Here is a 21,807-nt window from a genome sequence, read left to right as displayed (position 1 = left end):
CACCGAGATACCTCACGACAGCCTCGGCGGGCTGACGCCCGCCGAATTCCGCCAGTACCACGAACCGGAAACCTCTAATTTAGCTTGGCATTGAAATGCGGGGAGTCGACACATGGGGTGCGCATTCTAACGCTCTGCTTGCCGATGGCGGGTTGGTTATTGCGGTGCAGCCTGCTGCAGCTCCACCGTATAGATCACACTGTCCTCGATCCGGCCGTCAACGGCGAACGCGATGGATAGCTGGTCCGGCGCAAGATCGGTGCGGTGAGTGAAACACGTGGCTACACCTTTGGTGCAACTGAAATCCCAAGCTTCACCGCCTGCAACGCGCAGATCGCCCACCGTCGTTCGGTTCGTGATCACCAATCCTTGCAAGGATAGCGGCTGACTGAAGACGTGTAGCGGTTCCAGCTCGGTGCCGGGCGCAGCGACTTCAAAGCCAGCAGCTTCGCGGTCCATATGGTTCAGGACAATGGTGACGATGGTGGCATTGGGGCTTTTGCCGTTGTCGGGATAGACACGGATGCCAAGCTTGTCCCAAACCAGTACGGTAAGGCCGGGGCTTGGCTGGGTGCTTCGATAGTCTTGGCCCAGCGCTTGTATCCATTCGCTCATCGGTGCGCCGAGATTCATTGCGTTGCCTTGATAGACCAAACCAGTTGGCGTGGTTTCGATCAAAGGTCCTGCGCTGGCAGCTGCGGCGGTAGTTGCTGCCGCAGGAGACTGAGCACGGGAAGATCTCGCATCGCAGCCGACGAGTGCGATACCAAGCGTGGCGGCTGTGAATAGACGTCTGCCGACTTCTTGCCGCGTCACTTGACCTCGTTCTCCTTGCTGAGAATGTCTTTGTAGACGTCTGCGATGTTGTCCCGGCTGCCGTCACTGACGCAACTGTGCGCATGCGCCTGGCTAGAGCTTTGGTGGTGAACGACAGCCTGGTCCGGGCGAGCCCTGTTCAATGAGTAGATCCGCGTTTGATCGCCGTCCAGACGTTGTCCAGGTGTGCCCGAATTTGCGGCAATGCTTTGGCTACGTTCGGATCATCACGGCGTTCGCCACCGAATGGTGGGTCGCCTTCGATCTCCACGAGCGAGTCGCCGTTCACCACAAAGTGTTGCTGATCACCCTGGCGTAGATCGATACGCAGTTGCTGAGGGTCGATGCCTCCTCCGCAGAAACTGTGGGTAGCGAACGTCAGCTCTGCACGGCCATCTGCATCCAGGTCTGTTGCCTGCGTCTGCTCCAGGAAATAGCCGGCGTCAAGATCAAGGCCTTCGCATGAGATGGACTGCTCAACCTGCCAGCGCGAGGTCCATGGCGCGTCAGGGGTAGTGCGAATGAACTGTTCCGCAATCAAGGTGATATGGCCGACGGACTCTTCAGTGGCGTCCTCTTGCAGTGTTTCCTCATTGCGTGAAAGCAGAAGTAGTCCGTGACCATCTTTGTCGTCGAACGCGAGCTGCTTTACAAGCGTGCCTTTGAACATGCGCTTTAGTTGGTCCAGAGGAAGATCGGCGCGTACCTGCACCTTCGCCATGCGCTCCGGCTTCACCGCGGCTACTGCCTTTGCTTTTGAAACTTCTGCTGTGTCAACTGACGTGGGTGAACTACAGCCTGGTGTGGCGAATACCGATAGAAGCGCTACTGCCAACGCTAACAGAGCTGTGTCAGCGCGTATTGCCCCCGGCTTTTTTGGCGACGACGATGCCGAGGGCGGTGTTGAGATCAGCAGCAGCCAGTTCATCGAGCTTGGATTCCTTTAGTTCCTTCTGAGCGAAGGGCAGATAGCTTGTCGGTACGTAATAGCGCAGGGTCGCAGGGTTGAATCGGACGAAGTTGATCTGATCGCTTTGGTTCCCGCCCAATAGAACAGGCCGCTCGCGATCCATCGAATAGACGAAGCCGACGTGCGAAGTTCCTACCAGACCTATTGCGCCATACACGGGTTCGTCGATCTGGCTGAAATTGGTAGTATCTGCGGCGAAGGACCGCGCACGGTAGGGGTACGGCGAAGAAATGGGATAACCCGCGCTGCGTAGGCACCAGTTCACGAACGACGCGCACCAGGCGTTTGAGCTACCCGACAGACTGGTGAATTGCCGTCCGTAGCCTAGTTCGGAATGGAAATTCACAGTCTGGCTGATCTCGTCTTCTTTCTTTCCCGCCCACTTGCTCGCCTGGGTGTAGGCGTGTTCGATCCACGGCGCACGCGTTTGCGAAAAAGGAATGATCGCAATGGGATGGCCTTGGCCTTCCCGGCTACGGGTATCGCGCGCTTGCAAGGCCGGTGCCGGCGCGCTGCGGCTGATCGCTGACGGCGGTGTGCGGGGGCGGGTTCTGATCAACGAAGGAGGGGGTGTGGCTCGCGCGCCAGTCGCATTATCCGCAGCGCGTGTTCCGCCGGAAGTGGGCCTCGCGCCTGCCGGTAGCGTCAGCTTCTGTCCGGGACTGATCCGGTTGGCGTTCCTGATGGAGGGGTTGGCTGCCATCAAAGCCTGCACACTGGTGCCATGTTGATCGGCGATCTTGCCCATCGTGTCGCCAGACCGGACGCTGTATACGAGGGGCTGTGGCTTGGGTGGGGCCGCCGGTCCGGGGTCATTGGCGGCTGTGGTCTGCGGCTTGCCGTAGATCCAAACAACGTGGCCTGGATAGATGCGGTTGGGATTGCGGATCTGGTTGTTTGCTGTCAGCTCGCCGACGGATGTCTTGAATCGCGCCGCGATTGAAGCGAGCGTGTCGCCCGGCTGCACCACGTAGCGCAGGGGAGCACGGCTGACATCGGCAGTACGGGTAGGGTTGTGGGGTTGTGAGTTACCACCAATGGTCATCAGCTGGCGAGCAAAAATCAGCGAGGACGAGGCTTTTTGCAAGGCAAATTCGCCAATTTTTGTGCCGAGCTTGCCGGATTCGTCCAGGAACAGTTCGATCAATTCGCCTGGTTGGCGGGTAACGAAAGTCGGGAGTACACCATTCTGGTTGGTAGAAGCCTTTCTCTCACCCGTGGCGCTGCTGCGGACGATAACGGGGATAGCAGGCAATGGCCTGGCACCGTCTGACAACGTGACCTGAGTGGCGTGAACGATGCGCTCTTTGCGCGAATCAGCATTGGCATTGAAGCCCTCATACTGCTCCATGGCGCCGACCATGCCGTTGAACTGCTCCGGCGTCATATCTTTGATGACGGTGTCGTCAGTAGCACCAGAGCGGTTCCGGACAAACGCCAGGTAGGCAGCAGTATCGTTCTCGTCCTCTGGTGCGTAGACATGCATGGCATCGTGCAATGTCATTTCGTTGTACTTGCGCCGCAGCAAGGCTCGCTTCTCATCCCGTCCGTCTTCAGCAGTCGGAAAGATGGCGAATTTCCCACTTTTGGTGTCGGCCTCGCCGATCATTTTCTGGTACTTGCCGCCGGGCCGCAGGTTGCCTGGATTGTTCAGTAACCAAGCCAGCGTGCCGCCACTGCGGATGAGCTTGTCGCCGGTGTCGGCGGTGAACTCCACGGTCCGAGTTTCCCTGTCGAAAGTTGCGCTGATATAGGTGGTCATCCGGTATCCGCCTATCGATTGGAAATTCTGGTCAACGCCTGCGTGACATTCACGCCCTTTGGAAGCAGTCGGGTGGTGTCGAGCACCCACACCCAGCGTTCTTCATCTGGTTGCTGCTTGAGCAGATAGCGGTACATCTCAACAGTGCTGTCTTCGTCGTACGGCGTTGTCTTGAACTTCAATTGTGCGACGTACAAGGCAACGTCATTTGACTCAACGACTACGCGCGCGTCGCGCAACGGAAAGTCTGCGGTAGCAGTGACTTTGACAAGGAATTCGGTAGGGGGTGCTTCGGAGCTTGGTAGCAGTGGCAGCTGATTCCACACCGCACCACCGGACGCAGGGTGATACTGGAAAGTGTAGACGTGAAAGCTGTGGGCATTGAAATGGCTGACGTAGCCAGAGTTGACGCGCAGGGTGCCTTGGGAGGTTCTGATGTCGGTGTTGCCGGAGGCGTACTGTTGCGCTTGGGCGGCCGGTACCCAGCTCAGGCACAGAAGCATGAGGAGCGAAAATATCTTCATGTGGATGCCGGAGATTCGTTGAGGAGTTCGAGGATCTGCTCTGAAGTGAGCGAGCCGGTGGGTGGGTCGCTTGGCTGGCCAAGGAATGGATCTACGCCTTCGAAGTCAGGGTTGTCACCGTCATTCTCTGGCGGCAAACCTGCACTGGAAGCAATTTTGTCCCAACTATCCTCGCCAACCTGCAATGTCAAAGGGCGACCCAGACCGTCGGCCATGACGCGTGGCAGGCGGCCATCCTCGCCAACGGTGCCGCTGGTAACTTCTTTGCCATCGGCATCGTTGATGCGGAACGGTTTGCCTTTCCAGCCCAGGTCCGCGGCCAACGCATCACTGCCTTCCAGAGCGAAACGTAGGCTTTCCTTGAACGCGAAAAGGCCGGCGGGAAGTGCCGGCAAGGCCGGTGCATCGCTGCTGCCGCCCAGGAATGGATGCTCGCCCGCCTTGACCTTGAACTCCCCAGGGCAGCTGAAGGTGATATCGCCACCTTCCAGGGTGATTGCGCTGCTGCCTGCCTGCAGGACCACCTTGCTCTTGGCGAGTACATCGATGCGCTGGTCGGTGGCGGTGATGGTAATGGCCTGGTCGGCCAGCAGTTCCAGTTCGCCGTCGTTGGCCTGCAGGCTGACGGGGCCGTTGGCAGCAATCAACCGCACCGGGCCGGCTTGCGCGAACAGCGAAACCTGGCCGCCGGAGACCGCAGCGATGGTTTCCCCGCTGCTGGCGTGCAGGTCTTGTTGTACGGTCAATTGCAGGTTCTGCCCGGCGAACGCAATCGCGCTTGCGGGTGTCGTCCAGGCAATGTGATTTGGTGCTTCAGCGAGCAATAGCGGCTTGGCAAAGCGCTCAACCGCTTGCTCACCGGGTGTACGGCCATCGCTGGGCTTGAACTGGGACTGGCCATTCACTACGCCTTGGAAGCGGCCGTCCACGCTGGGATCGATCTGCTCGCGCAACTGACCCGTGTGCCGCCACGCGTTGAGGCCCGGGACCTGCTGTTGCTGCAGTGTCTGCTGCATCTGCTCCAGGCTGCGTTCGGCACCCCTGAGCTGGGCAACGACCTCGGCATTGTCCATCACCGTTGACGCTGCGCGCTCCTGGGTACTGGCGGACAACAGCAAGCCCTCGGCTGCATGCACATTGCCCCAGCCCTGCGTCGCCAGTTCAAAACCTTCGCCACGCAATGCGCCGCGCTCCGTGTTCTGATGTTGGATCAGGTAGCCCAGTTCAAGCCGGCTGTCGGCAAGTGAACTGTGCAGGCGTGTGCGTAGCTGGCCGGGGGTGTCGTCGATCAGCCACTGCTGGCTCCCGCTGCCATCGTGCGCTTGTGTATGCAGCCCGCTGAGTACACCTGGATGCTTTGCGTTGTCGTCAATGCCGCCGCCAAAGGGAGGCGCAACATTGCCGTTGTACAACTGGCCGGTGATGCGCGGCTGATCGATGTCGCCGTGCAGGAATTCCACCAGCACTTCGCTGCCGATGCGGGGAAGAAAGGCGGTACCCCAGTTGGGGCCGGCAATCCATTCGGCGACGGACACCCAGCTGCCGCTGGATTGGTCGCCGGGCGCGTGGCCGGCTTGGGCGCTGCCGGTTTCGCTCAATCCGCCGGCGTTCGGGGCGCTGCCACGCTGCCAGCCGAACTGGACGCGCACCTGGTGTTCGCGGTTGGGAGTGAGTGCAGCATCAGCGATGCCAACCACGCGGGCGGTCTGCGGGCCGTGCAGGGTAGGGCGGTCATGCGGTAGCGCACGCACCGGCACACTGGCCGCGGTCGCGATGAAGTTGTTGCGATAGCTGCCGCGCTCCAGGGCGGTATCGCCAAGCAGCTCGGCAATGCCGCTTTCCAGGTTGTTCACGGCGGCGTGGGCGACGACCAGCACCTGGAACTGGCTGCCCTCATGTTGCGGGTGCTGGGTCAGGTTGAAACGTGCGCCCGCCGCCATGCGGCGTTCGCTGCTGCTGCCGTTATGCAGCAGTTGGGCAACCTGCAACGCGTCCAGTCGCGCCTGGGCCTCGTTCTGCGCCCAGGTGGACTCGTTGAAGCGGCCAGCCCGCGGCTGCACATACACTTCCAGCGGCGGAACGTCACCGCTTTGTGCGTTGGCTTGCCCTGCAATCGCGTTGAGTTTGTCGGCATGCCAACTGGCAACGGTACTGCTGTTGGGAACCAGCTGTTGCTGCTCGCTGAAGCCGGTTATGCCGTCACTGGATTCGCTGGCGGCAATGCGATGAAAGCGGATGTTGCCGAGGTCAGGCAATTCGGCCTGAGGCTCAAACACCACGAAGGTATGTGCGCCATCGCCGTCCTGGGTTTGCTCGATGCGCCAGGCCAAGCCAGTTTCAGCCAATAGCCGACTGATGAACTCCCAATCGCTCTCGCGGTATTGCGTGGTGATCGGGCGCTGTGGCAAGGCGGCTTCGATATCGAAGCGATAGGACGCCTGTGGGTAATCATCAAAAATCTGCCCGCAGATCGCGCGTACATCCAGGTCCTGGAAGATCACCGCGTTGCGGCGCAAGCGTAGCAGTGCCGTCCACGGTTCGAGCGTGAGCTGGTAGCGGGCAAGGCCACCGTCGCTGCCCAGCTGCGCCACGTCGGTACACAAGCCGTGCCACTGTCGCGGCGACCCGTCCGGCAGCTGAAGCTGCAGGGTCAGTGGCTGTTCCAGCCAACCATCTGTCTCCAGGTACGCGTCGGTGCAGAGGCAGTCGATCTGCAGCCGCGTGACGCCGCACAGGGCCTCCTGGCCCTCGAAGCGCTCAACCACCAGGCCCTCATGCGGGGCCTGCAGTTTGATCAGACGATTCTGGTGTGACAGCGCGGCGAGCGCGGCAGACAACGAGGAGCTCGGGATGTCCATATCGACAGGCTCATGGCAAGGTGATCGTGATGTGTGCAGTGCGCTCGGGCATTTGCACGACGTTGTTGTAGGCCGCCAACTGCTGGCGGGTATCGTGACCCATGTAGGTGCGCAGGCCGATGAAGGCCAGCACGCCGAAGCAACCAACAACTGCGGCTGGCAACCACAACGGGATGACCCGGCGCAGCTGGTTCCGGATATTGTCCGGTGGCAATGCATGCGGGGCGAAGCCGTGGCGTTTGCCCTTGAGGTAGACGATCTCATCGCCAAGTCGCGCGGTGAGATAACCGAGCTTCTCTGTACCTTCCAGGCGATACTTGCCTTCGAAGCCCATCAGCAGGCAGTAGTGATACACCTCCAGTGACGGCAGGCGTGGACCACCCTGGCGGCGCAACTCCTCAAGCTTGTCGAAGAAATGCTCGCCGGCAAGATGCTCGCCGAACATGCGCAACTGCAGCGGGCTGCGTTCCCATACTTCATGCAGTGGCGAAGGCTGGGAGAGGATGGCTTCATCCACCGCAGCGCAGAACGCATACTTGGAGGCATATACGTCCTCTGCTGCGATCCCAAGGCGCATTGCATTGCGTTCGACGCCGTCGAGGAACTTCTGCACGGTCTGCACGAAGCCCTCGGCGTCGTTGGGCAACTGCCCGCGCTTCAGTAACAACAGCAGGTAGAAACCATCGGACATCAGATCCTGCAGGCTTTGCGGAGCCGCCGTGATCGGAGTGCTGTTGGCCATGGCCGCATTGCCGGTCAGTGACGGCATCGGGCCCGGGGTGGGAGGCAGGTGTGAATTCATCAGGTGGTCACCGCAACGAGTTCCAGTTTCAGGTCGGCAATGCCGGCCGGGACGTAGATCATCAGCGACTGCGATTTGAGCATGCGCTCGTACAGCGCGCCGCGCGGATCAATTTCGAAATAGTGACTGCCAGGCCGTACCGGAATAGCGGCCGGTACCTGCGCGGCGTGGGTGAGCTTCACGCCGGGCAGCGCAGAAAGAACGCATTTCTCCACATCATCCGGTGCGCCGATCTTGAAGCGGATCGGGACGGTCTGGATGAGGTCCTGCGCCGGCATGGAAGCCGACACGGACAGATAGAACGACGCTTCGCCGTCGATGCGCTGCGAATCGAGCCGGCCAAGATGATAGGACGGCTTGATCTCGTTCAGCGCGATCTTGAAATAACGCGTGGAGATCACCGTCTCAAGCAGGGCGCGTACGATTTCCAGCAGCTTGCGGAACGAGGCTTCCGGGTGGTCGTGGCGATACACCGGAAGATCGTTCAACTGATAGGTGTTGGAGAAGGTGAGCAGGGCGCCGGCCATGCGCAGCAATTCCTGGTGCAGGCGCTCCGGGTGCAGCTGCGGGTGATGCAGCAGATGCGCCAGGGCACTGAACGACGAGTTGATCGTATGCAGCAGCCAGAACGAGGCGATATCGCCTGAGCGGAATTCGATGATGTTCTGCGAGGTCTGCCGATGCAGGCCGTACAGCGCATCCACCTTGGCCTGCAACGCATCCAGCACCGAGCGCAGCTCGCGATGCAGGAAGGGGGAGGCCTGCAGCTGTGCGCACGGCGGGATGAATTCATCATCAAGCTCGAAGCCGCCGCTTGACGTGCGGCGCACGCGTGCAACCGGTACGGTGGTGTAGGCGTCCTTGGGCTGATCGTCGGTGAGCAGCTTCACCGCCTTGCTGAGGTAAGCCAGCTCAGCCTCGGCCGCATCGGTGAACAAGTCATCCGAAACCCGGTTGGCTTGCCGGTAACGCGCCAGCACACTGCCCTCGGCGTCGGCGCAATTGCGACCATCATCACGCAACAGCGGTAATGCGAGATACACAATCGTCGCCTGTACCCCCGCTGGCAGGTCCTGCAGCGACACAGCGTCGGGCAGGCTGTCATGCACCGGCGCGTCGTAGCTCTCACCGTCGGGGAACACTGCGGACAGGTCCAGCGGTCGCAAGGTTCCACCGGTCAACGCATGCGGATCGAAACGTACACGCCTTGTGCCCCAGGCATAGGGGTGCAGCGTCTGGGACAGGTCCTGCAGACGTGCCTCGTGATAGGCGTCCTGACGCTGGAAGTGCTGTGGGCGCAGGAACAAACCTTCACCCCATAAAACCTTCGACATCCTGCTTACGTAAGCCACATTTCAATCCTTGGAAATCCTGTCGGCGCGTTGCATCCAGCATGCTGCTCAAGCCGCTTGATTCGCGTTGTTGGCAGCTTTGCAGCGTGATGTGAAAACTCCATTCACATCATGATTTTCATCACAGCTTGTGGTGCGAACGCGAAAGATACTAGCGCATGCCTGCGCTGCAATGTTGAGGTTGCCGCAAAAATGCGGGCCGTTCAGCGGGCGCCGGCACAACGCACCGAGGCCAAACTGCCGGGGTCCCCCGAGATGCGTGAGCTCAACGCACTGCTATCGGTAGTGAGTGCGCACGCGTGGACACCAATGGTTATGCCATCGCTGGGCAGGTTCTTCGTGCGCGCGTCAAAGGCCATGCGCCAACGGTTCTCGGCCGGGGAGCGGAACAGTGCAACGACGCCAATCACGGCGGTGCCATCGCTTAGTTGTTCGGACAATTCCTGCCGTACACCCGGTGTCAGTACTACTTCGTTGACCGATAGCAGATCCGCTCCCAGTGCAGCCTGTTCGCCGACCTGGTCGAGGAATGCATTGAAGGTGGCCTGCTCGAAACGCTGTGCGCTGCGCAGGTGATAGATCTTGAGAACCGCAGCGCTGGCGCGCTTGTCATTGCCGGCATTGAGATTGGTCCCGGCGTAGATTTTCAGCGGAACTACCGGAGGTTTCTCAGGCTTGGCTTCACGCAGGCCAACTGCTTGCAGTGTACTGTCCATGGCCTTGCCCAGTTTGCTGCCGGATGCACAGCCACCTAACCCGATGGTGCTAACAAGGATGAAAGTTGGGAGTGAAACCACACGCAAAAGTTTGCTCATGTACGCATTCATTTAGTGATGGGCGCCAAGAAAATAGCGGGTGAACGATGACATCTGGTTGCGAGTGCAACACGACGATGTGAAGGAAATGTTCAGAACAAACAGATCGCGATTTCGAAAATGACTATACCGGCGCGCATTCCCGAATGTACACTGCCGCCGCTGGGACTGGATTCCCGCGAGTTGTATCGGCGGAAATGCGGCTCCCTTTAGGAACTTATTTCGACGAAGGAATCACTATGGATGTGAAGGTGTTTGGGGCGGCAACACGTCGTTCGATTTTGGCGTTGGCATTGGTGTCGGGGTTGGGCGCTTGTGCATCCACGCCGAAGAAGGCAGCAGAAGTTCCTTTCGATGTAACGCTGGCCAATGCCGAGGCGCAGGTGTCGACGGCAGGTGCCGATGCAGCGATCAGCGCATTTGAGCTCGCTGCGAAAGCCGATCCCACGCGCAAGGAGCCGTGGGTACGTATCGCCCAGCTGCAGTTCGACCAGAACCGCTATGCACGCGCGATCGTGGCAGCGGAAGAAGTGCTGCAACGCGATCCCGATGATCTTGTCGCCGACGGCGTGCTGACTGTCGCCGGCTTCCGTATCGCCAATGAGTCGTTGCAGCGCCTGGATGGGCGCGGCGCGCTGGCCTCGGAAACCGCACAGCGCGAAGCACAGACCCTGGTCACCACGCTGCGCTCCACCATGGGCGACGCCATTCTTGAAACCGGCAAGCCGAAGCCGCGCGCCACGCGACAGGCTACGCGTTCCACCGCCGCCGGGCGCCGCGCTACGCCGCCGGCAGCTGCCCAGCCTGCACCGGCGCGTCCGGCACGCGACAACGGCGCCGATCCCTTCCAGAACATTGGCAATTAAGCCGGATCAACAGGACCAGTCAGGAGACACCCATGGCCAAGAAGGACAGCGTTCAAAAGCGGCTACAGAAGATCCGGCCGCCGCGCGTGCAGCTTACTTATGACGTAGAGAAGGGCGACGCGATCGAGCAGAAAGAGCTGCCGTTTGTGGTTGGTGTGATGGGTGACTTCAGTGGCACGCCGGAAAACCCGCTCCCCAAGGTCAAGGATCGCAAGTTCGTCAACGTTGACCTCGACAACTTCGACGAAGTGATGGAAGCCGCCGGTCCACGTGCGGTCTATCGCGTGCCGAACAAGATCAGCGAGAGCGGCGGCGAGTTCGGTGTGGAGTTGAAGTTCAACTCGATCGAGGATTTCCGCCCTGAATCCGTGGTCCAGCAGATCGATCCGCTGCGCCGCCTGCTGGAGTCGCGCACCAAGCTGGCCGATCTGCGCAACAAGTTGGCGGGCAATGAAAAGCTCGAGGACCTGTTGACGGATGTGCTCAACAACACCGAGCAACTCAAGAAGCTCGGCGCGGCGAAGGAGGAATAAGCGATGGCATCTGAAGCCACACAGCTGGCCGCGCAGGAAGCGGTCACCGAAGAGATCGATCTTCTCGACCAGATCGTTGAAAAGAGCAAGGTTGCCAAGTCGCGCACGGAGCACGAGCGTGCCAAGGACATCATCTCCGCGCTGGCGCAGGAGGTCATGGACGGCACGGTGGTGGTGTCGGACAACCTCAACCTGACCCTTGATGCGCGCATCGCCGAGATCGACCGGATCATTTCCGAGCAGCTCAGCGCGGTGATGCACGCCCAGGAATTCCAGGCGCTGGAAGGCAGCTGGCGCGGCCTGCACTACCTGTGCTCGCAGACCTCCACTGGGCCGAACATGAAGATCAAGGTCTTCAATTCGCCGAAGAAGGACCTGGTCAAGGACTTCAAGTCCGCGATTGATTTCGACCAGAGCGCACTGTTCAAGAAGGTCTACGAAGAAGAGTTCGGCACCTTCGGTGGTGCGCCGTTCGGCGCGCTGATCGGCGACTATTACCTCGGTCGTCAGCCGGAAGACATGTACTTCATCGAGCAGATGTCGCATGTGGCTGCTGCCGCACACGCGCCGTTCCTGTCTGCTGCCAGCGAAGGCATGTTCGGTCTGGAGTCGTTTACCGACCTGGGCAAGCCACGCGACCTGGCCAAGGTGTTCGACACGGTTGAGTACGCCAAGTGGAAGTCGTTCCGCGAGAGCGAGGACAGCCGCTACGTCGGCCTGACGCTGCCGCGTTTCCTCGGCCGCCTGCCGTACAACCCCAAGGATGGCACCACGGTCGAGGGCTTCAACTTCGTCGAGGAGATCGAAGCCGCGGATCACAGCAAGTTCCTGTGGTGCAACACCGCCTATGCGGCGGGTGCACGCCTTACCCAGGCGTTCGAAAGCTACGGCTGGTGTGCTGCGATTCGTGGCGTTGAAGGTGGTGGTCTGGTCGAGGATCTGCCGACCCACACCTTCCGTACCGATGACGGTGAGGTGGCGCTGAAGTGCCCGACCGAAGTGGCCATCACCGATCGTCGTGAGAAAGAGCTCAGCGACCTCGGATTCATGCCGCTTGTTCACTGTAAAAATACCGACTACGCCGCATTTTTTGGCGCGCAGTCGGCACAGAAGCCGAAGAAGTACAACACCGATTCGGCCAATGCCAACGCGATCCTGTCTGCGCAGCTGCAGTACATTTTCGCGGTTTCGCGCATCGCTCACTACCTCAAGGCGATGATGCGCGAAAAGATTGGCAGCTTTGCCTCTGCGGGCAACGTCGAGGAATTCCTGAATCGTTGGATCGCCCAGTACGTATTGCTGGACGACAACGCCAGCCAGGAAGCCAAGGCGCAGTTCCCGTTGCGCGAAGCGTCTGTGCAGGTTTCGGAAGTGCCGGGCAAGCCCGGTGTCTACCGCGCGGTGGCCTTCATCAGGCCGCATTTCCAGCTCGATGAGCTGTCTGTTTCGTTGCGACTGGTCGCCGAATTGCCGGCGTCCGCGAAAAAGTCGTGATGTTTTGATGTTGCTGTAGCGTCGGGTAGGGACCTCGGTCCCTTCCTCGCGGTGGCGCACATTTCTAGAGGGCGAAGCCCCCCTCAACCGGCAGGCCCCCGCCTGGCAAACAATCTCACGGAAGAACGGAATTTAGGAGACCAGATATGCAGCACGCTTTTCTTTCCATTGACACCATCAAGGGTGAGTCGCACGACGACAAGCACAAGGATTGGATTGAAATCCAGTCTTTCTCGCAGGACCTGCTGCAGCCGCGTTCGGCGACTGCTTCCACCTCCGGTGGTACCACGGCAGCCCGCGTGAACCTGTCGCCGATCGAAATCATCAAGTCGATCGACCTCGCATCCACGGCACTTAACCAGGCCGCTGCAAACGGCACCACCTTCCCCAAGGCACGCGTTGAGTTCATGCGCGCTGACAAGGACGGCAACGCGATCAATTACTACCTGGTCGAGCTGCTGAACGTGCTGGTACACCGCGTCACCACTACGGTTGACAAGGAAGGTATGCCGCAGGAAGTGGTGCAGTTGAGCTTTGGTGCCATCAAGTGGACTTACCAGCAGCAGAAGCCGGAAGGCGGCGTTGGTGGCAAGACCGTGGCGCAGTGGAGCGCAACCAAGAACATCCCGAACTACACCGTTTGATGATGTGTTCTGCGATGGCGCGTCATGCGCCATCGCAGTCTCAATCCCGGCAAGGCCAGGAAAGGCCCTGCAGTTGCATCGCTGCCGTAACGCACGGATGCCCAGCTACCGGAAACAACGATGAAGGGACTCGAACCCAGCCTGTTGGAAAAACTGTTTGACGATAATCCGCGCAGTGCGGGTGCCGGGCCGATCTTCAAGTCCGTATCGCTGGAACAGTACAAGGAATCCATCGCACGAGACCTGGAGGGGCTGCTGAACTCGCGCGCCGCATTCCAGGAGAGCGATATGGCCGAGTTCCCCAATTGCCGCCAGTCGCTGCTGACCTATGGGCTGGGCGATTTCTCGGCAATGAGCCTGGCCAACGCCTACGACCGCTCCGCCATTTGCCGCTCGCTGGAGCAGGCCGTTGGCCGTCATGAGCGCCGCTTGAAGAATGTCAGTGTGCAGCTCGATGCTGGCAAGCAGTTCGCCGGCGGGCTGCATTTCACCATTCACGCGCTGCTGGACCTCGAGCCTGCGCGTGAACCGGTAAGTTTCGACGCAATGCTGCAGCCGTCCACATTGCAGTATCAGGTCACCCGCGCCCGTCGCACGCAACAGGCGCTCTGATGCAGGATCTGCTGCCCTTTTATGAGCGTGAACTCGCCTACCTGCGTCGCTACGGGCGCGAGTTCGCCGAGCGTTATCCCAAGATCGCCGGTCGCCTGCAGTTGTCTGCCGATGGCAGCCAGGATCCGCATGTCGAACGCCTGATCGAGGCCTTCGCGCTGCTGACCGCGCGCGTGTCCAAGCGTATCGACGACGACTACCCGGAGTTCACCGATGCGCTGCTGGACGTGCTTTACCCGCACTACCTGCGACCATTCCCGGCCTGCTCGATTGCCTACTTCGACATGGAAGGGGTGGCGTCCAAGCTGAGCGCGCCGGTGCGGATTCCACGTGGTACGTCGTTGCAGAGCAGGGCGGTTCGCGGTGTGCCCTGTGATTTCCGCACCAGCTATGACGTTGTGCTTGCGCCGATCAGCATTGCCTCCGTTGCGTATCGCGCGGTGGCCGATGCACCCATGGCAACGGCGTTGCCGGCGGGGAGCGGTGCGCAGATTTCGCTGGGATTCCAGCTGCTGTCCGATCAGCTTGGCTTCGGCCAGCTGGGCACCGACAAGCTGCGCTTGTTCCTCGATGGCGAGCCGTCGGTACGCGCAGCCTTGCGTGATGCCTTGCTGCTCGGTGTAAAAGCGGCCTATGTTGAATCCGATGGTGATGGGCGTTGGCGTCGTCTGGAATCCGTGCCGATCACCCCGGTGGGCTTTGCTGACAGCGAGGCATTGATCGACTTCCCGGCCCGTTCGCATCCCGCCTATCGACTGCTCACCGAATTGTTCGGTTACCCGGAAAAGTTCGGCTTCGTTGACCTTGATCTTGCCACCAGCAGTGTTGGCGCCAGCCGTCGCTTCACCTTGCACCTGATCCTGCCGGCGAGCCAACAGGAACGCGCCAATGCAATGGTGCTGGAAGACATAGGCCTGCATAACGTGCGGCTGGGCTGCACGCCCATTGTCAACCTGTTCAAGATCAATGGTGAGCCTATCCGGGTCACCCATCGCACGGTGAATTATCCTGTCCTGGCGGACGCGCGCCGCGCATTTGCCTACGAAGTGCATTCCATCGATTCGGTGCACCGTATCCGCCAGACCCCACAAGGGGAGGCGATTCACGAATTCCGGCCGTTCTATTCGCTGCATCATGGCGAGGACCCGGACCGCACCGGCCAATACTGGGTGGCCCGCCGTGACGAGAACATCGCGCGCGAGAGCCCGGGCTTCGAGATGGAGATCAGTTTCGTTGACCTGTCCTTCAATCCGGTGTTGCCGCAGACCGATACCGTCAGTCTTGAGCTGACCTGCAGCAATCGTGATCTGCCGCATCAGCTTGCCCATAGCGTGACCGGCGGTGATCTGAGCATCGAGGGAGGCAGCCCGGCCAAGGCGATCACCCTGCTGCGCAAGCCGACCCGACCGCTGCGTTTCCGTCACGGCCGCAGTGCGCAATGGCGGTTGATATCGCACCTCTCGCTGAACCAGTTGTCGCTTAGTGGAAGCGGGCTGGCCGCGCTCAAGGAGATGCTGCGTTTGTACGATTTGTCCGGCAGCAATGTGTCCGCGCGGCAGGTGGATGGCATCCTCGCGCTGGAGCAGGTGCCGGCAACGACCTGGATGTCCGGTCGCCAGTTCGCCTCCGTCGTGCGTGGCCTGGAGATTCGCCTGACCATCAACGAGGCCCATTTCGTCGGTACCGGCGTGGCCGCGTTCGCGCAGGTGATGGATCATTTCTTCGCACTGTATGTGCACGCCAATAGTTTCACCCGACTGGTGCTGATTTCCGGCGACAGCGGGGAGGAGATCGTCCGATGCCAAGCGCGCAGCGGCGAATCGATCCTGGCGTAGCGCAGCAGCTGCTCGCCCAGCCGCACCGCTTCGAATTTTTCCAGGCGGTGCGGTTGCTTGAGCAGGTGTTCGAGCGGCAAGGCGTCAAGTCGGGCCAGGCCATCCCGATGCGGGTGCGCTTCCGCAACAACCTGTCGCTGGGTTTCCCGGCTACCGAGTTGTCAGCTGACGGAGAGGTGTACTCGCTGGCCGGCGATCGCCTGCAGGAGCCCGAGGCCATTGACCAGGCCTTGTCCGCCGAGACCCTGGGCGAGGTGCACCTGACCCCGCAGTTCATGGGCTTGCTGGGTACGGCCGGTGCACTTCCGCTGCATTACACCGAGACCCTGCAGGTTCGCGAGCTGTATGAGCGCGACCGTACCGCGCGCGCGTTCCTGGATATCTTTTCAACCCGTGCCGTAGCGCTGCACTACGCGGCCTGGAAGAAGCATCGGCTGGCGCTGCAGTACGAGCTGGATCGACGTGAGCGCTTCCTGCCGTTGGTGCTGTCGCTGCTCGGCATGGGCATGCATGAGTTGCGCGACCGCCTGCATGACGGCGAAGGCGACATCTTCGATCAGGCCGTGGCCTACTACGCCGGTGCGATTCGGCAGCGGCCGGTATCGGCGGCGCTGATGCAGCGCGTGCTTTCCGACTATTTCCAGGTTCCGCTTGAAGTGGAGCAGTTTGTCGGTGCCTGGTACCGCGTGCCGGCGGGACAGGCGACCCGACTGGGACAAGCCAACGCCGTGCTTGGCGCGAGTGCGCTGGCGGGTGATCGTGTCTGGCAGCGTGATCTGCGCCTGCGGCTGCGCATAGGCCCGCTTTCAAAGAAAGCGTTTGATGACTTCCTGCCCGGTGGCAATGCGGCCTTGGCCTTGGCCAAGTGGTTGGCCTTGCTGACCGGCGGGACGCTTGAGTATGAGGTGCGGCTGGTGCTGCGTGCCGAGGATGTCCAAGGCAGCGCACTGGGAAATGGCGCGCGCTTGGGTTGGGACAGCTATATGTGCACACGTGGGCAATCTGCCTCCCGCGATGACACCACCTATGGCATCGATACATTGCAATGACGAGGCGCCGGTGGCGACAACGCTGCCGGTATTTGAACGGTTTCAGCAGGGAGTGCGTGGTTCCGCATGAGCATCAACCTCAAAACACTTATCAGCAAGTTGGACGACACCTGCCGCCAGGCTACCCAGCGCGCAGCCAATCTGTGCATGGCGCGTGGCAACTATGAGGTGGACCTGGAGCACCTGTTCCTGGCCCTGCTGGAGCAGCCCAAGAGTGACTTCGTGCTGATCGCGCAGCGCAGCGGTATTTCCCCAGAGTCGCTTGAACGTGACCTCAGTGATGAAATCAGCCAGTTCAAGACCGGCAATACCCGCACCCCGGTGTTCTCACAGCATCTGCCTGCCTTGTTTGAGCACGCATGGTTGATTGCCTCGCTGGATTCGGAAACCACCCGCATCCGCAGCGGCCACCTGCTGCTGGCGCTGCTGACCGAGCCGGATCTGTCGCAACTGGCCTACCGCGGCTCCAAATTGTTTGTGCGCTTCAAGCGTGAAGAGCTCAAGCATGATTTCGCCAAGCTGACCGAGGGCTCGCAGGAAGCACAGACTGTACGCTTCGCTGATGCCGCTGCTTCGGGCGGGGCCGATGACGGTGCTGACGCGGTACCCGGTGAGGTCAAGGGTGGCTTGTCCAAGACGCCGGCGCTGGACCAGTTCACCACCAATCTCACCCAGCGTGCACGCGATGGCAAGATCGACCCGGTTATCGGTCGCGACGCCGAAATCCGCCAGGTGGTCGATATCCTGATGCGCCGTCGCCAGAACAACCCCATCCTCACGGGTGAGGCGGGCGTGGGCAAGACCGCGGTTGTGGAAGGCCTGGCCCGGCGCATTGCCGAGAAGGATGTGCCTGAGGTGTTGCAGGGTGTTGAACTGCATACCCTGGACATGGGCCTGTTGCAGGCCGGTGCCAGCGTCAAGGGTGAGTTCGAGAACCGCCTGAAGAACGTGATCGACGAGGTCAAGAAGAGCCCGCATCCGATCATCCTGTTCATCGATGAAGCCCATACGATGATTGGTGCTGGCGGCTCGGCGGGCCAGAACGACGCTGCCAACCTGCTCAAGCCGGCATTGGCGCGCGGCGAGCTGCGCACCATCGCAGCGACGACCTGGAGTGAGTACAAGAAGTACTTTGAGAAGGACGCTGCCCTGGCGCGTCGTTTCCAGGTTGTGAAGGTGGAAGAGCCCAGCGAAGTGCTGGCCGCTGCGATGTTGCGCGGCATGGTCGGCCTGATGGAGGCCCATTTCGGTATCCGTGTGCTGGACGAAGCGGTCACCGAGGCGGTGCGTCTGTCACATCGCTACATCAGTGGCCGCCAGCTGCCGGACAAGGCGGTCAGCGTGCTGGACACCGCCTGCGCCAAGGTCGCCCTTGGGCAAAGCGCGACGCCGGCCATCATCGAAGACACGCGCAAGCATCTGGATCGGCTTGAGGCCGAACTGGTTGCCCTGCAGCGCGAGACCGCAGGTGGCAGCACCCAGCATGAAGAGCGCCTTGCCGAACTGAAGGCGCAGCAGATCGAGGCGCAGGCGGTGCTTGCCAGCAATGAGCAGCGCCTGGGCGTCGAGCGCGAGCTCGCCGGAAGGGTGGCTGCTTTGCGCCAGCAGCTTGAGCAAGGGCAGGCAGGCGACGGTGAAGCGGATGCCTCGGTAGAGGGGCAGGCCGATGTGGCGGTCGCCAAGGCCACCGGCAAGCGCAGCAAGGCTGCCGCCCGCGAGCTGTCACCACAACATGCAGAACTCGCCAAGCTGCAGGCGGAGCTGCGTGAGCTGCAGGGCGAGACCCCGATGGTGCCATTGCAGGTGGATGGCACCGTGGTCGCAGAAATCGTGTCGGCATGGACCGGCGTGCCGCTGGGCCGCATGGTCAAGGACGAAATCCGCACCATCCGCTCGCTTGGCGCGCTGCTGGAAGAGCGGGTCATCGGCCAGGACCACGCACTCGATGCCATCGCCCAGCGTGTGCGTACCGCGACCGCGAAGTTGGAAGACCCGAACAAGCCACGCGGCGTGTTCATGTTTGTCGGCCCCTCCGGCGTCGGCAAGACGGAGACCGCACTGGCGCTGGCCGACATCCTCTACGGCGGTGAGCGCAAACTGATCACCATCAACATGAGCGAGTACCAGGAAGCGCACAGCGTATCCGGCCTGAAGGGCTCGCCGCCGGGCTATGTAGGCTATGGTGAGGGCGGGGTGCTGACTGAGGCCGTGCGCCGTAATCCGTACAGCGTGGTGTTGCTTGACGAGGTGGAGAAAGCCCATCCGGATGTGCTGGAAATGTTCTTCCAGGTGTTCGACAAGGGCATGATGGATGATGCAGAGGGGCGCGAGATCGACTTCCGCAATACCTTGATCATCCTCACCTCCAATATCGGTTCCTCGCAGATCATGCAGTCCTGCCTGAACAAACCGGCTGAAGAGATCCCCGGCGCCGAAGCGCTGAGCGAGGCACTGCGGCCCATCCTGATGCGCACGTTCAAGCCTGCGTTCCTGGGCCGTATGAAAGTCGTGCCGTACTACCCGATCAGCGACGACGTGCTGGCGCGCATCATCACGCTCAAGCTAGGCCGCATCCGCGACCGCGTCAGCGCCAACCACAAGGCCAGCTTCAGTTGGGACGAAGGCCTGGTGGAGGCCGTATTGGCACGCTGCACCGAGGTGGACTCGGGTGCACGCAATGTCGACCACATTCTCAACGGCACCCTGTTGCCGGAAATTGCAGAGAACGTGTTGACGGCCATGGCCGAGGGCACACGCATCAACAGCATCAAGGTGAGCGCCGGCAAGAAGGGCGACTTCAAGTACAAAGTTTCTTGATTACGGACGAAGGAGAACAGCATGGATTTTTTCGGATTTGACCGCCAGGCAGCACTGAACCACTGCGACAGCCTGGAACTGGGCCTGGGACGCGACCTCGACCGTGTGCGCGCATGGAACCGCCTGCGCCCGGAGCACATCATCGAACTGCTGGATAGCGCGGTGCCGGCGGCACGCCAGGACGCCCGCAATGTGGCTGGCCAGATCAGCCGCGGCTCCTGGCGTATCCATATGGATAGCGCCCCGGTGGGTAAGCCGCAGTTGGTGAGCAACATGCGCGAAGTGCTTGTTTCCGCGGGTGGACGCGACTATCGCCTGCAGATCAGCGAAGGCGTACGCCTGCGTCTTGAGGAAATCGTGCAGAGCGCTTGATGCACCCGCAACAAGCTCGTTCCAGCGCCGGCGGGCGCTGGAATGAGTGGCGACAAATGGATGTACCCAACCGTTTTCAGTCCGGGGTGTAGCGCGCACTACACTCCATGAAGGCAGATCACCACCATGGATTTGGTAAACAATGTATTGGCGGCCTTGGCCGGGCCCGCACAGACACAGCGCTTCCTGCGGCTGCATACCGCGCTGGGCAGCGATGTGCTGATTGCGGAAACCCTGGATGGCATCGAGCAGATCGATGGCATCGGCTTTCAATGGACGATCACTGCGCTCTCGGTTGATGCAGGTTTGCAGCTGCAGCCCTTGATCGGCAAGCCGGCACTGCTCCAGCTCCAGCAGGCCGATGGCAGCCATCGACCGCTACATGGCCGCATCACGGCAGCCGAGCGAATTGGCAGCAATGGTGGACTTGCCCGTTATCGCTTGCGCCTGCAACCGTGGTTGGCGTTCCTGTCGCAGCGCGTGGATAGCTACGTATTTCATGACAAAACGGTGGTCGAGATCGTCGAAGACATCTTCGCCGACTACGGCAGCTTGGCACCCGAGTGGCGCTGGGCGCTTACGGATGCTGGCCAATACGCCAAACGCAGCCTGACCACGCAGTACCAAGAGAGCGACCTTGCATTTGTGCAGCGCCTGCTGGCCGAAGAGGGCATCTTCTACTGGTTTGAGCACGAAGGCGATGCAGATGCATCCACGTTCGGCAAACATAGTCTGGTGCTGGCCGATCACGCGCACGATGTCACCGATCTTGGCAGCGTTCGCTTTCACCGTAGCAATGAGAGTGAGCGCAGCGATGCAATCCAGCACTGGCAGGAAGGCCGCAGCTGGTGCACCACGAAAGTGGAGCGCGCCACCTGGGATTATCGAAGCCTCGAGCGCCGACAAGCGAGCGCCGAGGCGGAGCAGGGCGCGGACCTGGGCATCGTCGATCAGGACACCAGCGGACCCTATGGCTGGCAGGACAACGCCCGCGGCCAGCGCCGCGCACAGCAGCACCTGGATGCATTGCGGGTACGCGCGCACCTGATCGAGGGGGCGGGCCAATGGCGCGCGCTCGCCGCCGGCGCAAAGCTGGCGCTGTCGCAGCATCCGCAAGTGGCCGGTGACGCAGCATTCCTTTGCATCTCGGTGCGGCACCAGGCGCGCAACAACCTGGACGCCGATGTATTCGATGCACTGGAGCAGACACTGGGTCCGATCAACCAGCGGACTTTGGCGCTGCCAACTGCATTGGCAGGCATCGGCATAGTTGCCGACCGCAATGACATCGATACAGGCTACTACGACAACCACTTCGCGGTGATTCCGGCCGAGGTGAGTTACCGCCCACAGACCGAGGATGGCCACGGCGTGCACCTGCATCCACGCCCCAGCATTACAGGCACCTTGAGCGCGATCGTGGTCAGCGACGGCGATCCATTGCTGTCCGACCGTGACCACCGTATCAAAGTGCAGTTTCCGTGGCAGCGCGGCGGTAACGCCAGCAACGGTCTATCGCACCCTGCGGGGGACGACAACGCGCCCGCCGACGGCAACGCCTGGACCTGGGTGCGTGTAATGACCCCCTGGGCCGGCGACAACTGGGGCGGGGTGGTGTTGCCTCGGCGCGGTCAGGAAGTGCTGGTTGCCTTCCTGGAGGGCGATATCGATCGCCCGGTTATCGTT

Annotated in this window: 18 protein-coding genes; 10 read left to right on the top strand and 8 right to left on the bottom strand. The window is 61.1% G+C overall.

All coding sequences use genetic code 11. The features are described from left to right. Positions 1 to 156: 156 nt before the first annotated feature. From AC1VXC_RS18450 to tssJ, 8 genes are all read right to left on the bottom strand, one after another. The gene (locus AC1VXC_RS18450; RefSeq protein WP_481539365.1) at positions 157 to 678 is read right to left on the bottom strand and encodes a DUF7738 domain-containing protein; all 522 of its coding nucleotides are present in this window, start codon (positions 676 to 678) and stop codon (positions 157 to 159) included. A gap of 277 nt (positions 679 to 955) precedes the next feature. Further along, positions 956 to 1,744, bottom strand: a complete 789-nt coding sequence (locus tag AC1VXC_RS18445; protein ID WP_481539364.1) for a M949_RS01915 family surface polysaccharide biosynthesis protein — start codon at positions 1,742 to 1,744, stop codon at positions 956 to 958. Then, the gene (locus tag AC1VXC_RS18440) at positions 1,668 to 3,548 is read right to left on the bottom strand and encodes a TIGR02594 family protein (protein WP_313172283.1); all 1,881 of its coding nucleotides are present in this window, start codon (positions 3,546 to 3,548) and stop codon (positions 1,668 to 1,670) included. The genes AC1VXC_RS18445 and AC1VXC_RS18440 overlap by 77 nt, the downstream gene beginning before the upstream one ends. An 11-nt stretch (positions 3,549 to 3,559) precedes the next feature. After that, the gene (locus AC1VXC_RS18435; protein ID WP_313494792.1) at positions 3,560 to 4,072 is read right to left on the bottom strand and encodes a hypothetical protein; all 513 of its coding nucleotides are present in this window, start codon (positions 4,070 to 4,072) and stop codon (positions 3,560 to 3,562) included. After that, the gene (locus tag AC1VXC_RS18430) at positions 4,069 to 6,930 is read right to left on the bottom strand and encodes a type VI secretion system Vgr family protein (RefSeq protein ID WP_313494790.1); all 2,862 of its coding nucleotides are present in this window, start codon (positions 6,928 to 6,930) and stop codon (positions 4,069 to 4,071) included. Before AC1VXC_RS18430 ends, AC1VXC_RS18435 begins: the two co-directional genes overlap by 4 nt. 10 nt (positions 6,931 to 6,940) lie before the next feature. After that, positions 6,941 to 7,732: a DotU family type IV/VI secretion system protein gene (locus tag AC1VXC_RS18425; RefSeq protein WP_313172277.1), complete on the bottom strand. Its 792-nt coding sequence runs from the start codon at positions 7,730 to 7,732 to the stop codon at positions 6,941 to 6,943. Continuing rightward, positions 7,732 to 9,066, bottom strand: coding sequence for a type VI secretion system baseplate subunit TssK (gene tssK, locus AC1VXC_RS18420; RefSeq protein WP_481539363.1), 1,335 nt, complete (start codon positions 9,064 to 9,066; stop codon positions 7,732 to 7,734). Before tssK ends, AC1VXC_RS18425 begins: the two co-directional genes overlap by 1 nt. A 221-nt stretch (positions 9,067 to 9,287) precedes the next feature. Further along, positions 9,288 to 9,899: a type VI secretion system lipoprotein TssJ gene (gene tssJ, locus AC1VXC_RS18415; RefSeq protein ID WP_481539362.1), complete on the bottom strand. Its 612-nt coding sequence runs from the start codon at positions 9,897 to 9,899 to the stop codon at positions 9,288 to 9,290. Positions 9,900 to 10,138: 239 nt separating this feature from the next. On the opposite strand from tssJ, the gene AC1VXC_RS18410 reads away from it, so the two are divergent. The 10 genes from AC1VXC_RS18410 to AC1VXC_RS18365 form a co-directional block, all read left to right on the top strand. Then, complete coding sequence (locus AC1VXC_RS18410) at positions 10,139 to 10,765, top strand: tetratricopeptide repeat protein (protein WP_481526809.1); 627 nt, start codon at positions 10,139 to 10,141, stop codon at positions 10,763 to 10,765. 32 nt (positions 10,766 to 10,797) lie between these two features. Continuing rightward, positions 10,798 to 11,298 carry a type VI secretion system contractile sheath small subunit gene (gene tssB / locus AC1VXC_RS18405; protein WP_313172269.1) on the top strand — a complete coding sequence of 167 codons (501 nt, stop codon included), beginning with the start codon at positions 10,798 to 10,800 and terminating at the stop codon, positions 11,296 to 11,298. Positions 11,299 to 11,301: 3 nt separating this feature from the next. After that, the gene (tssC, locus tag AC1VXC_RS18400; RefSeq protein ID WP_313172267.1) at positions 11,302 to 12,792 is read left to right on the top strand and encodes a type VI secretion system contractile sheath large subunit; all 1,491 of its coding nucleotides are present in this window, start codon (positions 11,302 to 11,304) and stop codon (positions 12,790 to 12,792) included. Between the two features lie 146 nt (positions 12,793 to 12,938). After that, positions 12,939 to 13,436 (top strand): Hcp family type VI secretion system effector, encoded by a 498-nt coding sequence (locus AC1VXC_RS18395; RefSeq protein ID WP_057628616.1) that lies wholly within the window; start codon positions 12,939 to 12,941, stop codon positions 13,434 to 13,436. A gap of 120 nt (positions 13,437 to 13,556) precedes the next feature. After that, the gene (gene tssE, locus AC1VXC_RS18390) at positions 13,557 to 14,048 is read left to right on the top strand and encodes a type VI secretion system baseplate subunit TssE (protein ID WP_313172264.1); all 492 of its coding nucleotides are present in this window, start codon (positions 13,557 to 13,559) and stop codon (positions 14,046 to 14,048) included. Continuing rightward, on the top strand, positions 14,048 to 15,883 hold the full coding sequence (tssF, locus tag AC1VXC_RS18385) for a type VI secretion system baseplate subunit TssF (RefSeq protein WP_481539361.1): 1,836 nt from the start codon (positions 14,048 to 14,050) through the stop codon (positions 15,881 to 15,883). The genes tssE and tssF overlap by 1 nt, the downstream gene beginning before the upstream one ends. Next, positions 15,847 to 16,932 (top strand): type VI secretion system baseplate subunit TssG, encoded by a 1,086-nt coding sequence (tssG, locus tag AC1VXC_RS18380; RefSeq protein WP_481539360.1) that lies wholly within the window; start codon positions 15,847 to 15,849, stop codon positions 16,930 to 16,932. The genes tssF and tssG overlap by 37 nt, the downstream gene beginning before the upstream one ends. A gap of 66 nt (positions 16,933 to 16,998) precedes the next feature. After that, positions 16,999 to 19,749, top strand: coding sequence for a type VI secretion system ATPase TssH (gene tssH / locus AC1VXC_RS18375; protein WP_481539359.1), 2,751 nt, complete (start codon positions 16,999 to 17,001; stop codon positions 19,747 to 19,749). Between the two features lie 21 nt (positions 19,750 to 19,770). Further along, positions 19,771 to 20,121 (top strand): hypothetical protein, encoded by a 351-nt coding sequence (locus tag AC1VXC_RS18370; RefSeq protein WP_313172254.1) that lies wholly within the window; start codon positions 19,771 to 19,773, stop codon positions 20,119 to 20,121. A gap of 126 nt (positions 20,122 to 20,247) precedes the next feature. Continuing rightward, positions 20,248 to 21,807: type VI secretion system Vgr family protein (locus AC1VXC_RS18365; protein WP_481539358.1), on the top strand; the 1,560-nt coding region annotated here is incomplete at its 3' end.

It is taken from the genome of Stenotrophomonas sp. STEN033 (assembly GCF_056856655.1).
The sequence above is the reverse complement of the archived record's forward strand: the minus strand, read 5'-3'. Positions and strand labels throughout refer to the sequence as shown.